The sequence below is a fragment of the Staphylococcus sp. SUC_1.2 genome (assembly GCF_026222585.1).
This window is the reverse complement of sequence record NZ_JANJPM010000025.1, coordinates 1-23348: the sequence shown is the minus strand read 5'-3', so window position 1 is coordinate 23348 and position 23348 is coordinate 1. Positions and strand designations below refer to the sequence as shown.

The following is a 23348-nucleotide window of genomic DNA, read 5'->3' as shown; positions in this document are numbered from 1 at the left end:
TTAGAAAGGTCGTGAAACTATGCTCGAAAAGCAAAAAGGTATCATCATAAAGTCCGTAGATTATGGAGAATCTGATAAAATTATTACAATATTAAACGAGCATGGTGCAAAAATACCATTAATGGTTAGACGAGCTAAAAAATCAAAAACAGGTTTACAAGCCCATACGCAACTATTTGTGTATGGCTTATTTATTTATAATAAATGGAAAGGTATGGGTACATTAAGTTCAGTTGATGTTATCAATCAATATTATGATTTACGTTTAGATATATTTAATAGTAGTTATGCTACGTTATGTACAGAGGCAATTGAACGTTCTATGGATAATGATGACATTTCACCATTCCATTACAAACTTTTACACTTCGTACTTGAAAAGATCTCAAATGGTGATTCAGCTCAATTAATGTCAATTATAGTTCTTTTAAAATGTATGAATCGTTTTGGGTTTACAGCATTTTTTAATCACTCAGCTATTTCAAATAGCTATGATCAATCAAAATTAGTTGCGTATAGTTTTGTATATGATGGAACTATTCTTGAATCAGAATTATATAAAGACCCACATGCCTTTCGAATATCTAACAAAACGTTATACTTATTAGATGTTTTACAAAAATTACCCATTGATAAAATGAATCAATTTAACATTAGTCAAGAAATATTAGATGAAATGTCTGAATTAATATTATTAATCTATAAAGAATATGCAGGCATGTACTTTAAAGGTCAAAAGCTAATTAACCAACTTAAACGTATAGAATATTAATATACAACAATACTCACACTTAAAACCCCACCACAAAGAAATTTGAGGTGGGGTTAGTACTAATTATTCATTTTTTATTAGAATGCCACTTTTTCTGCTAAAAATGTTTCTAACTCTGAAATAGGCATACGCACTTGTTCCATTGAATCACGGTCACGTACTGTAACTTGATTATCTTCTAATGAGTCAAAATCAAATGTAATACAATATGGTGTACCAATTTCATCTTGTCTACGGTAACGTTTACCAATTGATTGAGACTCGTCAAAATCAATTGCAAATTTAGAACTTAATTGTTCGAAAATCTTAATAGCTTCTTCAGATAATTTTTTACTTAATGGTAAAACAGCCGCTTTATAAGGTGCTAGAGCAGGGTGGAAATGCATCACTGTACGAGCATCTTTGCTTCCTTCAACACCTTCTTCTTCATATGCATCACATAAGAATGCTAATGTAACACGATCAGCACCAAGAGATGGTTCAATACAGTATGGAACATACTTTTCGTTTGTTTCAGGGTCGTGATATTTAAAGTCTTCACCTGAATGTTCACTATGTTTTTTCAAGTCAAAGTCAGTACGGCTTGCGATACCCCATAATTCACCCCAACCAAATGGGAAGCGATATTCGATATCTGTCGTAGCATTAGAGTAATGAGATAACTCTTCTTCGTCATGGTCACGTAATCTCATGTTTTCTTCATTGATATTTAAATCTTTTAACCATTGACTAGCAAATGTTTTCCAATAATTTTGCCATTCAATTTCTTCACCAGGTTTACAGAAGAATTCCAATTCCATTTGTTCGAATTCTCTAGTTCTGAAGATGAAGTTTCCTGGTGTAATTTCATTACGGAATGACTTACCAATTTGGCCAATACCAAATGGTAATTTTTTACGCATAGAACGTTGCACGTTTTTGTAATTCACAAAAATACCTTGTGCTGTTTCTGGTCTTAAGAAGATTTCATTTGTAGAATCTTCTGTAACACCTTGGAATGTTTTAAACATAAGATTAAATTGACGAATATCTGTCCAATTAGCAGTTCCACTTACCGGACACACAATACCTTCATCATCAATAATACGTTTCATTTCATCGAAACTCAAACCATCAGCGATAAAGTTTTCGTCGCCTTTTTCTTTTTGCATGTAATCTTCAATTAATTTATCTGCTCGATAACGAATCTTACTATCTTTATTGTCAATCATAGGATCATTAAAGTTACCTAAGTGACCTGAAGCTTCCCAAGTTTTAGGATTCATTAAAATTGCAGCATCAATACCAACATTAAATGGTGATTGAGTTATGAACTTCTGCCACCATGCTTTTTTTACGTTATTTTTTAATTCAACACCTAATGGGCCATAATCCCATGTATTTGATAATCCACCATAAATATCACTACCAGGAAATACAAATCCTCTGTGTTTCGCTAATGATACAATTGTTTCCATATCTTTAACCATATAATCTCTCCTTATTTAATACATAAAAACGCCCCAAGACAATAAATAAATGTATTAATTACATTTATCATTATCTTGGGACGAGTTAATTTATTATACTATATTGTTTTAATATAGTTGATACCTTAATAACCCGCGGTTCCACCCAAATTAGTGTAGCCACTCTCTTTTATAAAGTTTTAATATTAGCCAAATTAAAATTGTTAAGCTTACACCATCCTTAACTCGCTTACTATTAGTTTAATAGATTGATTATTTAATAGCAAGAAATTATATGTATTTGTAGCTACATTAATAAATAGGTATAATAGACGTGAATAAAAAAGGGGTGAAGACCTATAGAACTTAGTAAAAGACAAGAGCAAATCATTGAAATAGTCAAAAGCGGTGGACCAATCACTGGAGAACACATTGCCGAAAAATTAGATTTAACGCGTGCTACTCTAAGACCTGACCTAGCAATTTTAACTATGTCCGGTTTTTTAGAAGCTAGACCTCGAGTTGGTTATTATTATTCAGGAAAATCTAAAAACAAATTAATGACCGATAAATTACGCCAATATGTTGTTAAAGACTATATGTCTCCACCAGTCATTGTAAAAGAAGATATGACTGTTTATGATGCAATTTGTACCATCTTTTTAGAAGACGCAGGCACTTTATTCATTACAAATGAGCATAATGATTTTATAGGCGTTTGTTCAAGAAAGGATTTGTTACGAGCATCTATGATTGGAGAGGATATTCATACAATGCCTATCAGTGTAAACATGTCTAGAATGCCTAACTTAACTTATTTAGAAGAAGATGAACTTATTATATATGCTGCAGATCAAATGATAGAAAAAGAAATCGACTCAATACCCATTGTGAAAAATAAAGGTAATAATAAATATCAAGTCACTGGTAGAATTTCAAAAACAACAATTGCAAAATTATTTGTATCATTATTTAAAGAATAGGTGGTAGAACGATGGAGAATATAAAGATAATCATCGCATCTGATTCAATTGGAGAAACTGCTGAATTAGTAGCAAGAGCATGTATTTCTCAATTCAATCCAAAGGAATGTAAACATGAATTTTTAAGGTATCCCTATATCGAGACAAAAGAGGACATTGATGAAGTTATTCAAGTAGCAAATGACAGAAATGCAATTATAGTTTATACGCTAGTTAAACCAGAAATGAAAACTTATATGGAAAGTAAGATAGGTACTAATAAGTTACGTTCTATTGATATTATGGGACCATTAATGGGCTATTTGAAAGATGCTTTTGAAGAGAATCCATATAATCAACCTGGTAGAGTCCATCGTTTAGATGACGCATATTTTAAGAAAATTGATGCAATTGAATTTGCGGTAAAATATGATGATGGAAAAGACCCTAAAGGATTACCTAAAGCGGATATAGTATTAATTGGTGTTTCAAGAACATCTAAAACTCCTTTATCTCAATATTTAGCCCATAAAAGTTATAAAGTAATGAACGTTCCAATTGTACCTGAAGTAACGCCACCGGACATGTTATTTGACATTGACTCATCAAAATGCATCGCTTTAAGAATTAGTGAAGAAAAATTAAATCGTATTAGAAAACAACGTTTGAAACAACTTGGATTAGGTGATTCAGCAAGATACGCTAATGAAATACGTATTAAAGAAGAGATTAAATACTTCGAAGATATCGTAGACAGAATTGGATGTGCAGTCATTGATGTATCAGATAAAGCAATTGAAGAAACAGCTAATGATGTTATTAACATAATCGAAAGCCAATCAAAATAGTTTTAATTTATCTTTAAACAAAGTATAATATTATGACTACAATTTATAGGTGATATATATTGCGTATTGAACAATCAGTAATTAATGAAATTAAAGATAAGACCGATATTTTGGATTTAGTAAGTGAATATGTAAAATTAGAAAAGAGAGGACGCAATTACATTGGTTTGTGTCCTTTTCATGATGAGAAGACTCCTTCGTTTACTGTATCTGAAGATAAACAAATTTGTCACTGCTTTGGTTGTAAAAAAGGTGGTAATGTCTTTCAATTTACTCAAGAGATAAAAGATTTATCATTTGTAGAGGCTGTAAAAGAGTTAGGAGAAAGAATTAACATTTCAGTTGATATTGGTAATAGTAGTGACTATACAAGTCAAATAGCATCGAATGATTTAACAATGATTGAGATGCATGAATTAATGCATGAATACTATCAATATGCTTTGCTTAAGACAGTAGAAGGTGAAGAGGCATTAAATTATCTAACAAAACGTGGTTTTACTGAAGAGCTTATTAAATCACGTGGTATTGGTTATGCTCCTAATCATACTCACTTTTGTCATGACTTTTTACAACAAAAAGGTTATGATATAGAACTCGCGTACGAAGCTGGTCTTTTATCGCGAAATGAAGAAAATTTCAGCTATTTTGATAGATTTAGAGATCGCATTATGTTCCCTTTAAATAATGCTCAGGGTCGTATTGTGGGCTATTCAGGTAGAACATACAATAATCAAGAACCTAAATACTTAAACAGCCCGGAAACACCCATATTTCAAAAGAGAAGATTATTATATAATCTTGATAATGCTAGAAAACATATACGAAAAAATGATGAAGCCATATTATTAGAAGGATTTATGGATGTAATTAAATCCGATTCATCAGGACTAAAACCAGTCATCGCAAGTATGGGAACAGCTATATCAGATGAACACATTACTGTTCTTAAAAAATTAACATCTCATATTACTCTAATGTTTGATGGTGATTTCGCTGGTCAAGAAGCAACAATTAAAACTGGGCAACACCTTCTACAACAAGGATTCAATGTTTTTGTTGTTCAATTACCTAAAGATATGGATCCAGATGAGTATATAACAAAATATGGTAATGAAAAATTTCTTGAATATGTAAATAATGAAAAGAAATCATTTATCATTTATAAAGTAAATAAACACAAAGATGAAATTGCTAATAATGACTTAGCTTATGAACGCTATCTTAAAGAAGTTACCCAAGATATTGCATTAATGAATTCTCAAATTTTGCAGAATAAGATAATCAAAGATGTAGCACATTTATTTAATGTGGATTCTAATACTCTAAATAGCAATGTATTGAATCAACAACAATATATTCCTAGCGAGCCTTATATTAATGATTATCAATCATATGATATTGAAATACAAAATAACTCAAATAATTTATTTAGTCATTTATCAAAACATGAAAGTGCTGAAAGAGCCTTACTTAAACATTTTATGAATGATAAAGACTTATTCTTAAATTATCATAAGCAACTTGAAAGTGATGACTTTGATAATCAATTTTTCAAACGTATATATAGTGTTTTAGAAGATTTTTACGCTGAAAATGACAGTTATACAATTAGCGATATGATACTTTACACAGATAATGATAATTTGAGAGATGCAATTATCGCTTTGGATAATTATGATATAAATCAAGAACCTTATGATAGTGAAATAGAAGATTACATGAATGTCATCAATGAATCAAAGTATGGAGATACACTTGAAGAATTAAATCATAAATTACGTGAAGCGTCACGGATAGGCGACGTAGAATTGCAAAAATATTATTTGGAACAAATCGTTAATAAAAATAAAGCTCGTATGTAACTATTACTATAAAACTGCTATGAAAATGCATACTTTAATAAATCATATAAATAGTATTTCTATTTAATAACCATTATTGTATAATGGTTATTATGCGTTTTTAACGGGTAGATATGGAACATAAGTAATATTTAATTAATGTGATGTCGTTTAAATATAATTGATATTAAACATTCAAATATTGAATATGAAATGTTACCATTATTATGAATTTTTATTAATACTTTTCTTATTATATTGAAATATTATATAATTAAATATCTTGTTTGAAAGCATATATTACTATTGGGAGGCCTTTTCATGTCTGATAACCAAGTTAAAATTAAAAAACAAACAATAGATCCGACATTAACATTAGAAGATGTTAAGAAACAATTAATCGATAAAGGTAAAAAGGAAGGTCACCTTAGTCATGAGGAAATAGCCGAAAAATTGCAAAATTTCGATATGGATTCTGATCAAATGGATGATTTCTTTGACCAATTAAATGATAATGATATTAGTTTAGTAAATGAGAAAGATAGCTCAGATACTGATGAAAAATTAAACCCAAATGATTTAAGTGCCCCTCCAGGTGTCAAAATTAATGACCCTGTAAGAATGTACTTAAAAGAAATTGGCCGAGTTAATCTACTAAGTGCTCAAGAAGAAATTGAATTAGCTAAACGAATTGAGCAAGGTGATGAGATTGCTAAGTCTCGTTTAGCAGAAGCTAACCTACGACTTGTTGTAAGTATTGCAAAAAGATATGTAGGTCGTGGCATGTTATTCCTAGATTTAATTCAGGAAGGTAACATGGGATTAATAAAAGCTGTTGAGAAATTTGATTTTAGTAAAGGATTTAAATTCTCCACTTATGCAACTTGGTGGATTCGACAAGCAATTACAAGAGCGATTGCCGACCAAGCACGTACAATTAGAATTCCAGTTCACATGGTTGAAACAATTAATAAGTTAATACGTGTTCAAAGACAATTATTACAAGATTTAGGTCGTGATCCTGCACCTGAAGAAATCGGAGAAGAGATGGATTTACCTCCAGAAAAAGTACGTGAAATTCTTAAAATTGCTCAAGAACCAGTATCATTAGAAACGCCAATAGGTGAGGAAGATGATAGTCATTTAGGTGACTTCATTGAAGACCAAGAGGCGCAAAGTCCATCTGATCATGCAGCTTACGAACTTTTAAAAGAACAATTAGAAGATGTTTTAGATACGCTTACTGACCGTGAAGAAAATGTTTTACGCTTAAGATTTGGTTTAGATGATGGTCGAACAAGAACACTTGAAGAAGTTGGTAAAGTCTTTGGTGTTACGCGTGAAAGAATTCGTCAAATTGAAGCTAAAGCTTTAAGAAAGCTTAGACATCCAAGTCGTAGCAAGCGACTAAAAGACTTTATGGATTAATAAATAAAATAATTCGAGTTTAAATTGATTTATTTTTCATTACACATTATAGATTGAACACTTATATACGAGTCGAATTAGTAATGATTACACTTTGTTATAGGTGTTACTATAATGTGCTTTAGAAAAATGCTAGACTGAGACACTTAACTTTGTCCCAGTCTCTTTTTATAGTAAAGGAGATATCTATGATAACTTTAAACCAAAGATTAACTACTGTGTGCAACTATCTTGTTCCGGGAAACTTAGCTGACATTGGTTCAGACCATGCCTATCTTCCTATCTATGCGATTCAACATGGTCTAATTACACATGCTATTGCAGGTGAAGTCATAAAAGGGCCTTTTGAAGCAGCGAAAAAGAATGTGTCAGATAATCAGCTCAATAATGTTATCGATGTTCGATTAGGGGACGGATTAAGTGTACTTCGTCAGAATGAATCTATTCAAAATATAACAATTTGTGGCATGGGTGGTCCGCTTATAGCAAGAATATTGAATGAAGGACGCATTCACTTAGCAAATGGTCCTAGATTAATCTTACAAAGTAATATTCAAACTGAAGTATTAAGATACACGCTCATGACACTGAATTACCAAATCATAGAAGAAGTCATTTTAGAAGAGAAAGGACATATCTATGAAATTGTGGTTGCAGCGCATATGGGTCATCAGGATCATTTAGACAAAAAAGAATTAAAATTTGGACCGAAATTATTACAAAATAAAAATGAAATATTTTATAAAAAATGGCGTCATGAATTAGAAGCTTTAAATCACATTCGTAATCAATTGAATTCAGAGTTACATCATGAGAGACTTAAAGAGATAGATAATGATATATCATTAATAACAGAGGTGTTAAATAATGAAAATTAAACAATTAATGTCTATTATCGATACACATGTGCCATTAGAGACAGCTGAGAATTGGGACAATGTTGGATTACTTATAGGTAATCATGAATCTGAAATCAATGGTATATTAACGACTTTGGATTGTACAGATGTGATTGTTAACCAAGCTATCGACAAAGGCTATAATACGATTATTGCTCACCATCCTTTGATTTTTAAAGGGGTAAAATCAATCATTGATGATGGCTATGGTCAATTAATTAAAAAAATAATTCGTCACAATATCAACCTTATTGCGTTGCACACAAATCTAGACAATTACGTTTACGGTGTTAACCAAATGTTGGCTAATAAATTAAAATTGCAAGATATACAATTTTTAAATCAAGAGAATGAAACGTATTATAAAGTTCAAACATATATACCTAAGGATAATGTAGAAAACTTTAAAGATAGTCTTGATAAACATGGACTTGCCAAAGAAGGTAATTACGAGTATTGTTTTTATGAAACTGAAGGTAAAGGCCAATTTAAACCTGTAGGAAATGCTAATCCACATCTAGGTCAGCTGAATAACATAGAATATGTAAATGAAGTTAAAATTGAATTCATGATTAAAGCTAGCCAATATGCATTAGCTGAAAAAGCAATTATAGACAATCATCCTTATGAAACTCCTGTCTATGATTTTATTAAAATGACTAAAACTGCAAATTATGGTCTTGGCAAAATTGGCACTTTAGAAGATGCGATGTCATTAACAGACTTTGTAAAATTTGTGAAACATGAACTTGATATCCCAAGTGTTCGATATACAGGCGATGCTAATAAACATATCCAAAAAGTAGCTATCATCGGTGGTGCGGGAATTGGTTATGAGGCACTTGCATTTAACAAAGGTGCAGACATCTTTATAACTGGAGATGTTAAACACCACGATGCATTAGATGCACAAACGTATGGTATGACCATTTTAGATATCAATCATTACAGTGAGTATGTGATGAGAGAGGGACTTAAAGAATTATTAGAACAATGGCTATATGATGAAAGTATAGATTTTCCAATTGATGCTTCTAATATCAATACCGATCCATTCAACTACATGTAAATTGAATTAAAACAACTTCAACTGAATATTTTAAGGAGGCCAAATCGATGGCAACTCACCCATTTGAATTATTTAATTTAGACTCAAAACTTATAGAAGCAATTAAAGACTTAAAATTTGATAAACCAACTGAAATACAAAATAGAATAATTCCAAGAATTAAAAAAGGCGTAAATTTAATAGGTCAATCTCAAACAGGTACAGGGAAATCGCATGCATTTTTATTACCGTTAATAGATAAAATAGATGTTGAAAATAAAGAACCTCAATCTATCGTGGTGGCACCTACAAGAGAATTAGCACAACAGTTATATCAGGCAGCAAATCATCTAGCTACTTTTAAACAGGGCATTAAAGTTAGTTTGTTTATTGGTGGTACAGATATTGAGAAAGATAGACAGCGTACAAGTAATCAACCGCAATTAGTAATAGGAACACCGACTAGAATTAATGATCTAGCTCAAAGTGGGCATCTACATGCGCATTTGGCATCTTATCTTATAGTGGATGAAGCTGATTTAATGATTGATTTAGGATTAATTGAAGATGTAGATTTAATTGCTTCACGCTTAGATGAAAATTCACATATAGCTGTCTTCAGTGCTACAATTCCTAAATCATTACAACCATTTTTAAATAAATATCTAAGCAATCCGGAATATGTAGAAGTGGATTCCAAGTCTCAAAATAAAAAAAATATTGAATTCTATTTAATTCCAACTAAAGGAACTGAAAAAGTAGATAAAACACTTCAATTAATCGATATTTTAAATCCATACCTAGGTATCGTTTTCTGTAATAGTAGAGATAATGCGGATGAGCTGGCAAATTCACTCAATGCTGCTGGAATTAAAGTTGGCATGATACACGGAGGTTTAACACCAAGAGAGCGTAAGCAACAAATGAAACGTATACGCAATTTAGAGTTTCAATTTGTAATCGCAAGTGATCTAGCTTCTCGAGGTATAGACATTGAAGGCGTTAGTCATGTTATTAATTTTGACGTACCTAAAGATATTGACTTCTTTACACACCGTGTGGGCAGAACAGGTAGAGGTAATTATAAAGGTGTGGCAATAACACTCTATAGTCCGGATGAAGAACATTTAATCACACTAATTGAAGATAAAGGCTACCATTTTGAAAATGTTGATGTTAAAAATAATGAATTAACACCAATTAAAGCACATAATACTCGACGTAAGCGTGTAAGAAAAGACGATCACTTAACGAACGAAGTGAAGCATAAAGTGCGAAGTAAGACTAAAAATAAAGTCAAACCAGGTTATAAAAAGAAATTCAAACAAGAAGTCGAAAGAATGAAGAGACAAGAAAGAAAACAATTTAGTAAAAGACAAAATAGACAACAACGAAAAAATAATAAAAAGGGTTAGGTGAAAGCAATGTTACTTGGGTCACATGTTTCCATGAGTGGTAAAAAGATGTTAGAAGGTTCTGCAGAAGAAGCACACAAATTTGGTGAGTCTACATTTATGATTTATACTGGCGCACCTCAAAACACAAGAAGAAAGAGCATAGAGGATTTAAATATCGAAAAAGGACATGAGGCCATGGATAAATATGGTTTATCTAATTTAGTCGTCCATGCTCCATATATTATAAACATCGCTAACACTACAAAACCGGAAGTCTTTCAATTAGGGGTAGATTTCCTTCAAAATGAAATTGAACGAACACAAGCTTTAGGTGCTAAAGATATTGTTCTACATCCTGGTTCACATGTGGGCGCTGGTGCTGATAAAGGTATTCAACAGATTATTAAAGGTTTGAATGAAGTTTTAACTCATGATAATGATGTGCGTATCGCTCTAGAAACTATGGCTGGAAAAGGATCTGAAGTAGGACGCACGTTCGAAGAAATTGCTCAGATCATTGATGGCGTCACACATAATGATCGATTATCAATCTGTTTCGATACATGTCACACTCATGATGCTGGATATAACATTAAAGAGGATTTTGATGGTGTATTAAATGAATTTGATAAAATTATTGGCTTAGATCGAATAAAAGTGGTTCATGTTAATGATAGTAAAAATGAGCAAGGTGCTCATAAAGATAGACATGAAAATATTGGATTCGGTCACATTGGATTTGACGCATTAAATTATGTAGTACACCATGATGTTTTCAAAGATATTCCTAAAATTTTAGAAACACCCTATGTTGGTGAAGATAAAAAAAATAAAAAACCACCTTATAAATTTGAGATAGAGATGTTAAAAGCACAACAATTTGATTCAGAATTAAAAGATAAAATTCTTCAACAATAATTACTATTAATTGGAAGCTGAATCAACTATTAATATTTAGGGCTATGATGAAATAAAGCAATAGCTGTATAACCTTAAGAAGCGTTAGACCTTAACTTTTCACAGACTTAATAATTTTCACAGGAGTGATACATTGAATTTTACAATAATTCTGTATCGCTCCATTTTATTATCTTTCAAATCAAGTCGTAAACATTACTATTTACAACTTCCAAACTTAATTGTATAGTATTAAACGAGGTGAAATAATGAATCAACCTGTTTTTGAATTAAAAAATATCGATTATCAATTTGATAATAAACAAGTTTTAGAAAATATTAATATACACATAAATAAAGGTGAATTTTTAGCAATTGTGGGTCCCAATGGAGCAGGTAAGTCTACTTTACTAAAAATCATATTAGGGTTGCTTCCGTTGCAAAAGGGCGAAATATATATAGATGGTAAATCATATAAAAAGCAAAATCAATCTGCTTTAAAGATAAGTTACGTATCACAAAAAGCTACAGCTTTTAATGCTGGATTTCCAGCAAGTGTTAAAGAAGTGGTACTTAGTGGTCTTACTAAAACTAAAAAGTTATTTCAAAAATTTAATAAAAAAGATGAAGCACTTGTCGATAAAGTTTTAACAAGATTAAATATCAATCATCTTATCAACAAAAATATTGCAGAACTTTCCGGCGGACAACAACAGCGTGTATTAATTGCGAGAGCTTTAATCTCCAATCCTTCTGTCTTAGTTTTAGATGAACCTACAAATGGTATTGATGCAAAACATGTAAGTGAATTTTATGAAACGCTTGAAAAATTAAAAGATGAAGGTATAACGATTATATTAGTAACACATGACATTGGCGTTGTAGCTGATACAGCAACAAAAGTAGCATGCTTAAATAAACATTTACATTTCCATGGATCAACCGAGGACTTCAAAAAACTAGACGAAGTTGAAATTTCTAAAATTTATGGTCACCCCATTAAATTTGTAGATCATCAACATAATAGAGAATGTTGTGAAGTTTAAAATTTAATATATTAGGAGTAACAAAATGAATGTATTAATTAAACAAGTAAGTGGTGATATCTATGATTGAAGCGTTATTAAATTTCGACTTCATGAGATATTCATTACTTAGTGGTATTTTAATTGGATTTATTGCACCTTTAATTGGGGCTTTTATAGTTGTAAGAAGATTATCTTTGATTGCAGATGCGCTTAGCCATGTTACATTAGGCGGCATCTCATTTGGCATGTTTATACTAACTTTGTCACCCGCACTAGCTATTATTAATCCTATGTGGTTTGGTATATTATTTGCTATCGTAGGTGCGCTTTTAATTGAAAAGTTAAGAACATCGTATTCTAATTATCAAGAGATTGCCATACCAATTATTATGAGCGCAGGGATTGCACTAAGTGCCATTTTTATTTCTCTTGCAGATGGATTTAACCAAGAAATTGTAGGTTTACTATTTGGTTCCATAAGTGCGGTCAGCCTTAGTGATTTATTAACGGTTGTAGTTATATCAATTGTCGTTGTTTTATTTATTACTTTATTTTATAAAGAATTATTTATACTTTCATTTGACGAAGAATATAGTAGAGTTATAAATATTCCTAAATGGATTCAATTTTTATTTATAGTTATAGTGGCTATGGTAATTTCTGCTTCAATGAGAGTGGTTGGCATACTTTTAGTCAGTGCATTAATAACATTACCCATTGCTATAGCAATGAGAATAACTAAAGGTTTCAAACAATTAATCATTTTAAGTGTCATAATTGGCGAATTTTCAGTTATAATGGGCCTTGTTTTAGCATTTTATATGAATATTTCACCAGGTGGTGTTATTGTAGTACTATTAGTTTTATTATTAGGACTTACAATGTTATTCCAAAAATCAATTGTAAGACTTAAAAAGGGGCAATAACTTATGAATACAAATGATGCAATTAAAATTTTAAAAGATAATGGTTTGAAATATACTAAGAAACGTGAAGATATGATTAATATTTTTGTTAAAGAAGATAAATACATTAATGCAAAACATATTCAACAACAATTAGACAAAGATTATCCAGGTATCTCTTTCGATACAATTTATCGTAATTTACATTTATTTAAAGACTTAAAAATTATTGAGAGTACTGAATTAGATGGTGAAATGAAATTTAGAATTGCTTGTATGAATCATCACCATCATCACTTTATTTGTGAAAATTGTGGTGATACTAAAGTCATTGATTTTTGCCCAATTGATCAAATAAAGGTGTATCTACCTAATGTAGATATTCACACCCATAAATTAGAAGTTTATGGCGTATGCGAAGAATGTCAAAAACAAAACTCAAAATAAAATTTTATGAATTATAAATATCAATTGTTTTTGCTAATATACTTAAATAATTTAAAAATGAATTATTGTAAGACAAAATTGCAAATATATATTAGCAATCTAAACTGAGAAAGTGTTAATTGTAGCTTTCTCAGTTTTTTTGAGTCAGTTGACTGAAATTCCATTAAAAATTTAATAGATTTACAAAATAGAAAACAATTCATACTCCAGTTTAATTTAACAATCTTAAAATTAAATGTAATTAAAAAAATTTGATATACATAGGTCAAAAGTAGGAATTATTTAAAAATAACCAATTATAGTCTGTAATTATGTTTAAAAGTTATCATTTTGAGTTATATTATAAAAGTAAGATGATAATAAGCGTATTAATATTAGTTGCAAGCAAATATTTTGTTGCTTAGTTAATAACTTGTTATTATAAATGTAACGAATTTTTAGGAGGATGATTAATTATGGCTTTTGAATTACCAAATTTACCATATGCAGCAGATGCATTAGAACCACACATTGACAAACAAACTATGGAAATCCATCATGACAAACACCACAACACGTATGTTACCAAATTAAATTCTGCAGTTGAGGGAACAGATCTTGAATCTAAATCAATTGAAGAAATTGTTGCTAATTTAGATAGTGTACCTGAAGATATTCAAACAGCTGTTCGTAATAATGGTGGCGGACACTTAAATCACTCATTATTCTGGGAATTATTAACTCCTAATTCTGAAGAAAAAGGTACTGTTGTTGATAAAATCAAAGAACAATGGGGCTCTTTAGATGAATTCAAAAAAGAATTCGCTGACAAAGCAGCAGCTCGTTTCGGTTCAGGTTGGGCATGGTTAGTAGTTAACAATGGTCAGTTAGAAATTGTTACTACACCTAACCAAGATAACCCATTAACGGAAGGTAAAACACCTATCTTAGGTTTAGATGTTTGGGAACACGCATATTACCTTAAATATCAAAACAAACGTCCAGATTATATTAGTGCTTTCTGGAATGTTGTTAACTGGGAAAAAGTTGACGAATTATACAATGCAACAAAATAATTCTATATCTCCTATTTAACATGTGGTCTCTATAAGAGGCCACTTTTTTTATTAAAATGATGGTAATATGTTTGATTTTCATATATCATTTATGAGTAAACATGTTTAATAATTGAGGTAGGTTATCTTGCTTAAAAGGTTAAAGGAAAAGTCTAATGACGAAAAAATAAAGCACACAATGAATAAACGAATAAGTTTTGTGTTTGGTGCTATTGTAGTTATATTTGGAATTATAGTTTTAAGGTTAGGATATTTACAAATTGCGCAAGGCTCCCAATACAGCCAACTAGTAAAAAACGATGAAAACATAACTGTAAATGAATCTGTTCCTAGGGGAAGAATTCTTGATAGGAATGGAAAAGTATTAGTAGATAATGCTTCTAAACTAACGATTACATACACAAGATCTAGGAAAACAAGTCAAAAAGATATGCTCGATACTGCAAAAAAATTGTCATCTCTCATTACTATGAAAACTGACAAAATTACTGAAAGAGATAAACAAGATTTTTGGATTCAGAAACACCAAGATGAAGTAGACAAATTAATGAAAAAAGAAACTTCAATGTTAAATGAAGGTAGTATTACCCAAGATCAATATGATAAACAATTATATAAAAAGGTTGGAGACAAACAAATTAATAGTTTATCAAAAAAAGACTTACGAGTTTTAGCAATTTATCGTGAAATGTCTGCTGGTTCTACCATGAACCCGCAAACAATTAAGAATGAGGATGTAAGTGAAAAAGAATATGCTGCAGTGTCACAACAACTTGATAGTCTTCCAGGTGTAAATACAACTATGGATTGGGACCGACGCTATCCTTATGGTGATACATTAAGAAGTATATTTGGTAGTGTATCTACATCAAGTGAAGGTATTCCTAAAGAATTGACCGAACAATATTTAGCTAAAGGTTATTCTCGAAATGATAGAGTTGGTAAATCCTATTTAGAGTATCAATATGAAGATATTTTACGTGGTAAGAAAAAAGAAATGAAATATACTACTGATAAATCTGGAAAAGTCATAAACTCTGAAGTCATTAATCCTGGATCTAGAGGCGATGATTTACAGTTAACAATTGATATAGACTTACAGAAGAAAGTAGAATCTTTATTAGAAAATCAAATCAAGACGTTACGCAGTCAAGGTGCTAAAGATATGGATAACGCGCTTATTGTAGTGCAAAATCCTAAAAATGGCGATATTTTAGCTATGGCAGGAAAACAAATCGATAAAAATGGTAAGCTAACAGATTATGATTTAGGGAACTTTACTGGTCAATTTGCAGTTGGTTCTTCAGTAAAAGGTGGAACCCTATTAGCTGGATATCAAAATAATGCGATTAAAGTTGGCGAGGAAATGATAGATGAGCCACTTCATTTTAAAGGTGGATTAACAAAGCGCTCATACTTTAATAAAAATGATAAAGTCAGAATTAATGATAAAGAAGCATTAATGCACTCTTCAAACGTATATATGTTTAAAACTGCTCTTAAATTAGCCGGAGATCCTTACTATAGTGGAATGGGCTTACCTACAGATATAAGTGAAGCTGGCCAGAAATTAAGAAAAGGGCTTAATCAAGTCGGATTGGGAGTTAAAACAGGTATTGACTTGCCAAATGAAACAATAGGTCAAATTGAACCATTAACAAACAATTCAGGCAATTATCTTGATTTATCAATTGGTCAATATGACACATATAGTCCAATTCAATTATCACAGTACGTTTCTACAATAGCTAATGATGGTTATAGAATTCAACCACACATTGGATTAGCAATTCATGATGCTACAAATAGTGATGACATAGGTCCAGTTAAACAAAAAATTAAAGGCAATGTCTTAAACAAAGTAAATAATTCAGAAGATGAAATTAAAGAAGTACAAAAAGGATTTGAAATGGCATTCAATGAAAAAGATGGAACAGGCTATTCAAGTTTCCACAAAACAAAAGTACCTTCTGCAGGGAAAACTGGTACTGCCGAAGTATTCCAAGATGGTGAATCAAGAGTTAATTCAACTTATATAGGTTATGCACCAATCAATAACCCTAAACTATCATTTTCAATTGTTTACACCAATCAACCTGTTCCACCACCATGGTTAAATGGCGGAGATTTAGGTAGAGACGTCATTAATTATTATTTTGATGATAAAAAGTAACCAATTCACTTTTAATTGATTGAAATTATTAATGTATAAAAAATAATACTTTTCAATTATTGTACTAAGTGGTATGATAATAAAGTCGTATTTAGAAAAGGTAAGGAGGATTTAACATGCGCGTAAATGTAACATTAGCTTGTACAGAATGTGGAGATAGAAACTACATTTCTACTAAAAACAAAAGAACTAATCCTGAACGTGTTGAAATGAAAAAATATTGTTCACGTGATAATAAACACACTTTACACCGTGAAACTAAATAATAACTCATCTAAAGAGTTTGTTTCAAAAATAATATTATAAGACTACATTGCTAATTTGCAGTAGCCGACTTGATAGTTAAACGCTAGAGTTGCGTTTTTCGGCTCAAGTCATCCTTACAGGGGCAAGACTATGAATCCATAATGGATTCTGTCTAGCTCCTTTTTTTATTTCATCTAAATGACATCATCTTTTAATAACGTTATAATATATATAGTGTTTAGAGAGTGGGGATGTTATGAGTAAAAAAGAGATTAGAAAAGAAATATTATCTCAAATGAAACAATTAGATAAAGAACACAAACTTCGTGCAGACGCATGGTTGAAGAATCAATTAATCAATAATACTGAATATAAAAATGCGAAAAGAATAGGTATTGTTTTATCTATGACTCATGAAGTAGATACTTATCCCATCATCGAAACGATGTTATCTGATGGTAAGAAAGTCTTTGTTCCTAATACAAACTACAAATTAAAAGAAATGAATTTTAAACAACTATTATCTTTAAACCGTCTTGAAAAAGATGAAAAAGGCTTATTATATGTTAATGATGACACTGAAATTACTGATCAATTAGATTTAATTGTTGTTCCTGGAGTTGCTTTTAGAGATGATGGTTATCGAATAGGTTATGGTGGAGGATATTATGATCGCTTCTTAAGTGATTCAAATGCCAATACTATTAGTTTAATTTATGACCTACAATTAACACAGTTTGAAATCGAATCCCATGATCAACCTGTTGAAAAATTAATAATTTTCAATACTTAAATTTTGGAGGAATTAATGGATACAGAAAAATACTTCTGGAAGTCAATCTATTATTTTATAAAATATCACAATTATCACATTGTAAATATTGATAAAAATGATAGTGAAATTTGGCTTATACATAAAAAGAAAAACAAGCTAGTGATATTTAGGAAAGATATCGCTTCGAACCAAGAAATTCAGTTTGATAAAGCTAAAATGTTGGATAATTATCAACAATATGAGGATGACCTCAATTTTAAATTGAAAAGCGTTAAATATTATTATTTCACAGATCAAATATTTGATAATATCAAATCCGCTGACTCTAGTCCCATTAAAATAGAAAGCATGTGTATTTCAAATAACAATGATTTACATAAATTGATTCATAATAATATATTAACTAAATTAATGTTTAGACAAGATAACAAACTATCAAATTACTATAAGCGACGTGTATTGTCACAAAATCCAATTGATAAACATATGTTGCGTTTTACACCTATGACATATGGGTTAATCATAATTAACGTTTTAATATGGCTAATAATGATTCTTTATCTAAATCATTTTTCCGATGTTAAATTGTTAGATTTAGGTGGATTAGTACACTTTAACGTCGTTCATGGCGAATGGTATCGTCTTATAACATCCATGTTTCTACACTTTAATTTTGAGCACATTCTAATGAATATGCTGTCATTATTTATTTTCGGTAAGATAGTCGAATCTATAGTCGGCCCATTAAGAATGTTAGGGATTTATGTGATTTCTGGTTTACTCGGAAATTTTATTTCACTATCATTTAATCTTCATACTGTATCTGTAGGTGCTAGTGGAGCTATTTTCGGGCTAATAGGCTCAATTTTTGCAATGATGTTTGTAAGTAAGACCTATTCTAAAAAAACAATTGGACAAATGTTAATCGCATTATTAGTGCTAATTGTTTTATCATTATTTATGTCTAATATTAATATTATGGCTCATCTAGGAGGATTTATTGGTGGTGTTTTAATCACTTTAATTGGTTATTATTTCACACACAATCGTAATTTATTTTGGATTTTCTTAATTATATTGCTTGTTTTGTTTGTTGCATTACAAGTAAGAATTTTTACTATTAAAGAAGAAAATATTTATGATAAATTAATTGAGGATGCTATATTAGACTATAATTATAAAGAGGCAAGTTCAATTGTAAACCATACAATTGACAAAGGTTATGATGACGATCGAACGTATTATTTAAAAGGGCTTATAACTGCAGCTACAAGTTCTAGAGCAGAGGGCATGGCGGATTGGGAACGTGGTTTAAAAAACCATCCAAATTCTGGTCTTTTGAACTATGAACTTGCAATTGCAAATAGAGCACTTGATGATAATGAAAAAGCACTCAAATATGTAAAAAAAGCTTTAACTATTAATTCTGACGATAATGATTATAAAAATTTAAAAAAAGAGTTGGATCAATCAAATGAATCGAGAAATTAAAAATTTCTATGATGTATTACAGCTTTTAAAGCGTTATGGATTTATTATCTATTTTAAAAATCCAAACGACATGTATGAAATGATGCTACAAGAAATAAAATCATTATATCATTATGAACTATTATCTAAAGATGAATACCTAAAATGTATTTTATTAATTAACCAAAGAAGGAATGAGGATAAATGAAAAATATTATTTTAGCAGCAGATATTGGTGGGACAACTTGTAAACTGGGAATATTCAATGGCGAACTCGAACAACTACACAAATGGTCTATTAAAACAGATACGTCTGACCACACGGGTAAAACATTATTAAAGAATATCTATGATTCATTTAACGAAACACTTTCAACTCACCAATTAAAAATTGATGATGTCATTGGCGTTGGAATTGGTGTACCAGGGCCTGTTGATTTTGAAACTGGCATTGTTAATGGGGCAGTTAATTTGCATTGGCCAGGTAGTGTAAATGTTCGACAAATATTTAGTGAATTTATTAACTGTCCTGTGTATGTTGATAATGATGCTAATGTAGCGGCATTAGGAGAAAAACATAAAGGTGCAGGTCAAGGTGCTGACGATGTAGTTGCTATAACATTAGGTACCGGTTTAGGCGGAGGTATTATCTCTAATGGTGAACTTGTCCATGGCCATAATGGATCAGGAGCAGAAATAGGTCACATCAGAACTGATTTTGATCAACGCTTTAATTGTAATTGTGGTAAATCAGGTTGTATAGAAACTGTTGCTTCAGCTACTGGTGTCGTTAATTTGGTTAATTTTTATTATCCAAAATTAACGTTTAAATCATCAATATTACCGTTAATAAAAGACAATAAAGTTACAGCTAAAGCCGTATTTGATGCCGCTAAAGCAGGTGATCAATTCTGTATCTTTATTACTGAAAAAGTGGCAAACCACATCGCTTATTTATGTAGTATTATTAGCGCAACAAGCAATCCCAAATACATCGTTTTAGGTGGAGGTATGTCAACAGCTGGTTTGATTTTAATCGAAAATATAAAAACTGAGTACCACAACTTAACATTCACTCCGGCTCAAAAAGATACTGAAATTGTTCAAGCTCAACTAGGTAATGATGCAGGAATAACTGGTGCAGCAGGGCTAATTAAAACATATATATTAGAAAAGGGTGGTGTTAAATAATGGCTATTGTTGATGTAGTTATTATTCCAGTTGGAACTGAAGGACCAAGTGTTAGTAAATATATTGCAGAGATACAAATGAAATTAGAAAGTTTTAAACAAGAAGGCAAAATTGATTATCAATTAACTCCAATGAATACTCTAATCGAAGGGGATTTAAAAGACTTATTCGAAGTAGTACAAGCAATCCATGAATTGCCGTTTAATAAAGGTATTGATAGAGTTTGCACAAACTTACGTATAGATGATAGACGCGATAAATCTCGTAAAATGAACGATAAACTAAAATCAGTTCAAAAACATATCGATAATCAAGGAGAATAATATGAAAATCTCAAGCTTAACTTTAGGATTGGTAGATACTAATGCATATTTTATTGAAAATGAAGAAAGTGTTATATTAATCGATCCAGCTGGTGAACCTGATAAGATTTTTAAAAAATTAAATCAAATTAACAAACCATTAAAAGCAATTTTATTAACACATGCGCACTTTGATCATATTGGTGCATTAGACGATGTCGTTAATAAATATGAAGTACCTTTATACATGAATAAAGAAGAGTTTAGTTTTCTAAAGGATCCTGATAAAAATGGTTCTGCTAAGTTTAAGCAATATGGTATGCCTTTAATTACTAGTGACGTTAAACCAAACCATTTAGATGAAGGTGAGTACAATATTGAAGGATTTGAATTCAATGTACTGCATACTCCTGGTCATTCTCCTGGAAGTTTGACGTATGTATTTGAGGATTTCGCTGTAGTCGGTGACACGTTATTTAACAATGGTATAGGTCGTACTGACTTATATCGCGGTGATTATGAAACACTGGTTGATTCTATTAAAGATAAATTATTTGAATTAGAAGGCGATTTACCATTATTCCCTGGCCATGGTCCTTATACAACAGTAGATGATGAGCAATTAAATCCATTTTTAGATGGCCAATAAAATAAAGTAAATTCTTCACCTCTTACGTTTATATATGTAGGAGGTGTTTTTTTGAAACTATTATTCAGAGAGATAGTTAATAAAGCTATTTCAAAAAATGCGAGTGACATACATTTTATTCCTACAGTTGATGAAGTTCATATTAAATTTAGAATTAATGATTACCTTGAACTTTATGAAATATTCAACTTAGATGTATATCAAAAATTATTAGTATTTATGAAGTTCAAATCAGGTTTGGACGTTTCATCTCATCAATCCGCTCAAAGTGGTCGTTATACTTATCAAGCTAAATCTACTTTTTATTTACGGATTTCAACATTACCTTTGTCTTTAGGTATAGAAAGTTGTGTAATTAGGATAATTCCTCAATATTTTCAAGCAAAAAAAGAATATAAAGAATTTAACGATTTTAAACACTTAGTAAATAAAAAACAGGGATTAATTCTATTAACTGGACCCACAGGATCCGGAAAAAGCACTCTGATGTATCAAATGGTTCTACATGCATATAAAGAATTAAATCTTAATGTCATCACTATCGAAAACCCAGTTGAGCAATTACTAAAGGGAATTACTCAAATATCAATTAATAAAAAAGCAGGTATCGACTACGTAAGTTCATTTAAAGCTATATTAAGATGTGATCCTGATATTATTTTAATAGGTGAAATAAGAGACGCAGAAGTTGCTAAATGTGTAATTCAAGCTAGTTTGAGTGGACATCTTGTATTATCAACTATGCATTCCACTAATTGTAGAGGTGCATTACTTCGATTACTTGAGATGGGAATTTCAATTCAAGAATTAACTCAATCGATCAATATCATTTCTAATCAAAGATTAATAACGACTACTCAGAATGAGCGTCGCTTAATTTGTGAAACAATAGATAAAAAGCAGATACAATTTTTCTTCGAGCATGAACAAACAATGCCACATAATTTTAATAATTTACAACAGCAATTAAATTTATTATCTAAAGAAGGAACAATTTGTGAAGATACTGCAAGTAAATATTTTTAAATTGTCATCTAAGAATTTAACGAGTGCACAAATGATTCACTTACTTGAAACACTGTCAAACTTATTAAAAAGTGGCTTCACACTTTTAGAGAGTTTTGAGTTCATCAACCTATATTTCAAATACAGAGATAAAGAATTAAAAAATAAAATCATAGCATCTATTAAGTCAGGTGAAACATGTTATGAAGTATTAAATTTGATAGGTTATCCAAATTCAATTACAACTCAAATCTATTTTTCACAAAAATATGGTAATTTAGAAGACGCTTTAGAGGAGTCCATTAAATATTTAAAGACAAATTTATCTGCAAAACAGCAAGTAATTAAAGCTGTTCAATATCCACTCTTATTATGCTGTATTTTTATGTGTATGATAGTAGTTTTAAACTATACTGTCATTCCACAATTTGAACAACTATACATTTCTATGGATGTAAATTTATCATTTTACCAGAAATTCTTAACCTCAATGATTACTTCTTTTCCCGCTTTTTTAATCTTTTTCATTACTATTTTAATTTTAATCTTTGTAATTTTA

General features: G+C 30.6%; 23 protein-coding genes and 1 pseudogene. 23 read left to right on the top strand and 1 reads right to left on the bottom strand.

The annotated features are described in order from the left end of the window. Window positions 1-19 precede the first annotated feature (19 nt). Complete coding sequence (recO, locus tag NR218_RS09275) at window positions 20-772, top strand: DNA repair protein RecO (protein ID WP_011275646.1); 753 nt, start codon at window positions 20-22, stop codon at window positions 770-772. Window positions 773-849: 77 nt separating this feature from the next. Here recO and NR218_RS09270 read toward each other — a convergent pair whose 3' ends face one another. Beyond that, window positions 850-2241: a glycine--tRNA ligase gene (locus tag NR218_RS09270; RefSeq protein WP_011275647.1), complete on the bottom strand. Its 1392-nt coding sequence runs from the start codon at window positions 2239-2241 to the stop codon at window positions 850-852. Between the two features lie 338 nt (window positions 2242-2579). Between NR218_RS09270 and NR218_RS09265 the strand changes: the two genes are divergently transcribed. The 22 genes and pseudogenes from NR218_RS09265 to NR218_RS09160 form a co-directional block, all read left to right on the top strand. Next, the gene (locus NR218_RS09265) at window positions 2580-3203 is read left to right on the top strand and encodes a helix-turn-helix transcriptional regulator (RefSeq protein ID WP_075140644.1); all 624 of its coding nucleotides are present in this window, start codon (window positions 2580-2582) and stop codon (window positions 3201-3203) included. Window positions 3204-3214: 11 nt separating this feature from the next. Beyond that, complete coding sequence (locus NR218_RS09260; RefSeq protein WP_011275649.1) at window positions 3215-4030, top strand: pyruvate, water dikinase regulatory protein; 816 nt, start codon at window positions 3215-3217, stop codon at window positions 4028-4030. 59 nt (window positions 4031-4089) lie between these two features. Continuing rightward, complete coding sequence (dnaG, locus tag NR218_RS09255; RefSeq protein WP_016931115.1) at window positions 4090-5895, top strand: DNA primase; 1806 nt, start codon at window positions 4090-4092, stop codon at window positions 5893-5895. A gap of 300 nt (window positions 5896-6195) precedes the next feature. Continuing rightward, entirely contained in the window at window positions 6196-7302 is a 1107-nt protein-coding gene (gene rpoD / locus NR218_RS09250; protein ID WP_011275651.1) for an RNA polymerase sigma factor RpoD, read from the top strand. Window positions 7303-7490: 188 nt separating this feature from the next. Next, window positions 7491-8180, top strand: coding sequence for a tRNA (adenine(22)-N(1))-methyltransferase (locus tag NR218_RS09245; protein ID WP_011275652.1), 690 nt, complete (start codon window positions 7491-7493; stop codon window positions 8178-8180). After that, complete coding sequence (locus tag NR218_RS09240) at window positions 8170-9270, top strand: Nif3-like dinuclear metal center hexameric protein (protein WP_011275653.1); 1101 nt, start codon at window positions 8170-8172, stop codon at window positions 9268-9270. Before NR218_RS09245 ends, NR218_RS09240 begins: the two co-directional genes overlap by 11 nt. A gap of 47 nt (window positions 9271-9317) precedes the next feature. Next, window positions 9318-10664: a DEAD/DEAH box helicase gene (locus NR218_RS09235; protein WP_048667946.1), complete on the top strand. Its 1347-nt coding sequence runs from the start codon at window positions 9318-9320 to the stop codon at window positions 10662-10664. A 9-nt stretch (window positions 10665-10673) separates the two neighbouring features. Beyond that, window positions 10674-11564, top strand: a complete 891-nt coding sequence (locus tag NR218_RS09230; protein WP_011275655.1) for a deoxyribonuclease IV — start codon at window positions 10674-10676, stop codon at window positions 11562-11564. A gap of 248 nt (window positions 11565-11812) precedes the next feature. After that, a complete protein-coding gene (locus NR218_RS09225) occupies window positions 11813-12589 on the top strand; it encodes a metal ABC transporter ATP-binding protein (protein WP_011275656.1) in 777 nt (258 codons plus the stop codon). A gap of 62 nt (window positions 12590-12651) precedes the next feature. After that, window positions 12652-13514, top strand: a pseudogene (locus tag NR218_RS09220) (metal ABC transporter permease). Continuing rightward, window positions 13501-13923: a Fur family transcriptional regulator gene (locus tag NR218_RS09215; RefSeq protein WP_011275658.1), complete on the top strand. Its 423-nt coding sequence runs from the start codon at window positions 13501-13503 to the stop codon at window positions 13921-13923. Before NR218_RS09220 ends, NR218_RS09215 begins: the two are co-directional and overlap by 14 nt. A 455-nt stretch (window positions 13924-14378) precedes the next feature. Further along, on the top strand, window positions 14379-14978 hold the full coding sequence (locus NR218_RS09210) for a superoxide dismutase (RefSeq protein WP_037558187.1): 600 nt from the start codon (window positions 14379-14381) through the stop codon (window positions 14976-14978). A 127-nt stretch (window positions 14979-15105) separates the two neighbouring features. After that, window positions 15106-17151 carry a peptidoglycan D,D-transpeptidase FtsI family protein gene (locus tag NR218_RS09205; RefSeq protein ID WP_011275660.1) on the top strand — a complete coding sequence of 682 codons (2046 nt, stop codon included), beginning with the start codon at window positions 15106-15108 and terminating at the stop codon, window positions 17149-17151. 116 nt (window positions 17152-17267) lie between these two features. Next, window positions 17268-17417 (top strand): 50S ribosomal protein L33, encoded by a 150-nt coding sequence (gene rpmG / locus NR218_RS09200; RefSeq protein WP_011275661.1) that lies wholly within the window; start codon window positions 17268-17270, stop codon window positions 17415-17417. Window positions 17418-17653: 236 nt separating this feature from the next. Continuing rightward, window positions 17654-18190: a 5-formyltetrahydrofolate cyclo-ligase gene (locus tag NR218_RS09195; RefSeq protein WP_011275662.1), complete on the top strand. Its 537-nt coding sequence runs from the start codon at window positions 17654-17656 to the stop codon at window positions 18188-18190. A 15-nt stretch (window positions 18191-18205) separates the two neighbouring features. Next, complete coding sequence (locus NR218_RS09190) at window positions 18206-19663, top strand: rhomboid family protein (RefSeq protein WP_011275663.1); 1458 nt, start codon at window positions 18206-18208, stop codon at window positions 19661-19663. Beyond that, a complete protein-coding gene (locus tag NR218_RS09185; protein ID WP_011275664.1) occupies window positions 19647-19850 on the top strand; it encodes a YqgQ family protein in 204 nt (67 codons plus the stop codon). Before NR218_RS09190 ends, NR218_RS09185 begins: the two co-directional genes overlap by 17 nt. Then, window positions 19847-20833, top strand: coding sequence for an ROK family glucokinase (locus NR218_RS09180; RefSeq protein ID WP_037558191.1), 987 nt, complete (start codon window positions 19847-19849; stop codon window positions 20831-20833). The genes NR218_RS09185 and NR218_RS09180 overlap by 4 nt, the downstream gene beginning before the upstream one ends. Next, window positions 20833-21156 carry an MTH1187 family thiamine-binding protein gene (locus tag NR218_RS09175; RefSeq protein ID WP_011275666.1) on the top strand — a complete coding sequence of 108 codons (324 nt, stop codon included), beginning with the start codon at window positions 20833-20835 and terminating at the stop codon, window positions 21154-21156. Before NR218_RS09180 ends, NR218_RS09175 begins: the two co-directional genes overlap by 1 nt. A 1-nt stretch (window position 21157) precedes the next feature. Beyond that, window positions 21158-21784, top strand: coding sequence for an MBL fold metallo-hydrolase (locus tag NR218_RS09170; protein WP_011275667.1), 627 nt, complete (start codon window positions 21158-21160; stop codon window positions 21782-21784). 51 nt (window positions 21785-21835) lie between these two features. Further along, window positions 21836-22810 (top strand): competence type IV pilus ATPase ComGA, encoded by a 975-nt coding sequence (gene comGA, locus NR218_RS09165; RefSeq protein ID WP_011275668.1) that lies wholly within the window; start codon window positions 21836-21838, stop codon window positions 22808-22810. Further along, the coding region (locus NR218_RS09160; protein ID WP_265848492.1) for a type II secretion system F family protein at window positions 22782-23348 on the top strand (567 nt) is incomplete at its 3' end. The genes comGA and NR218_RS09160, both read left to right, overlap by 29 nt.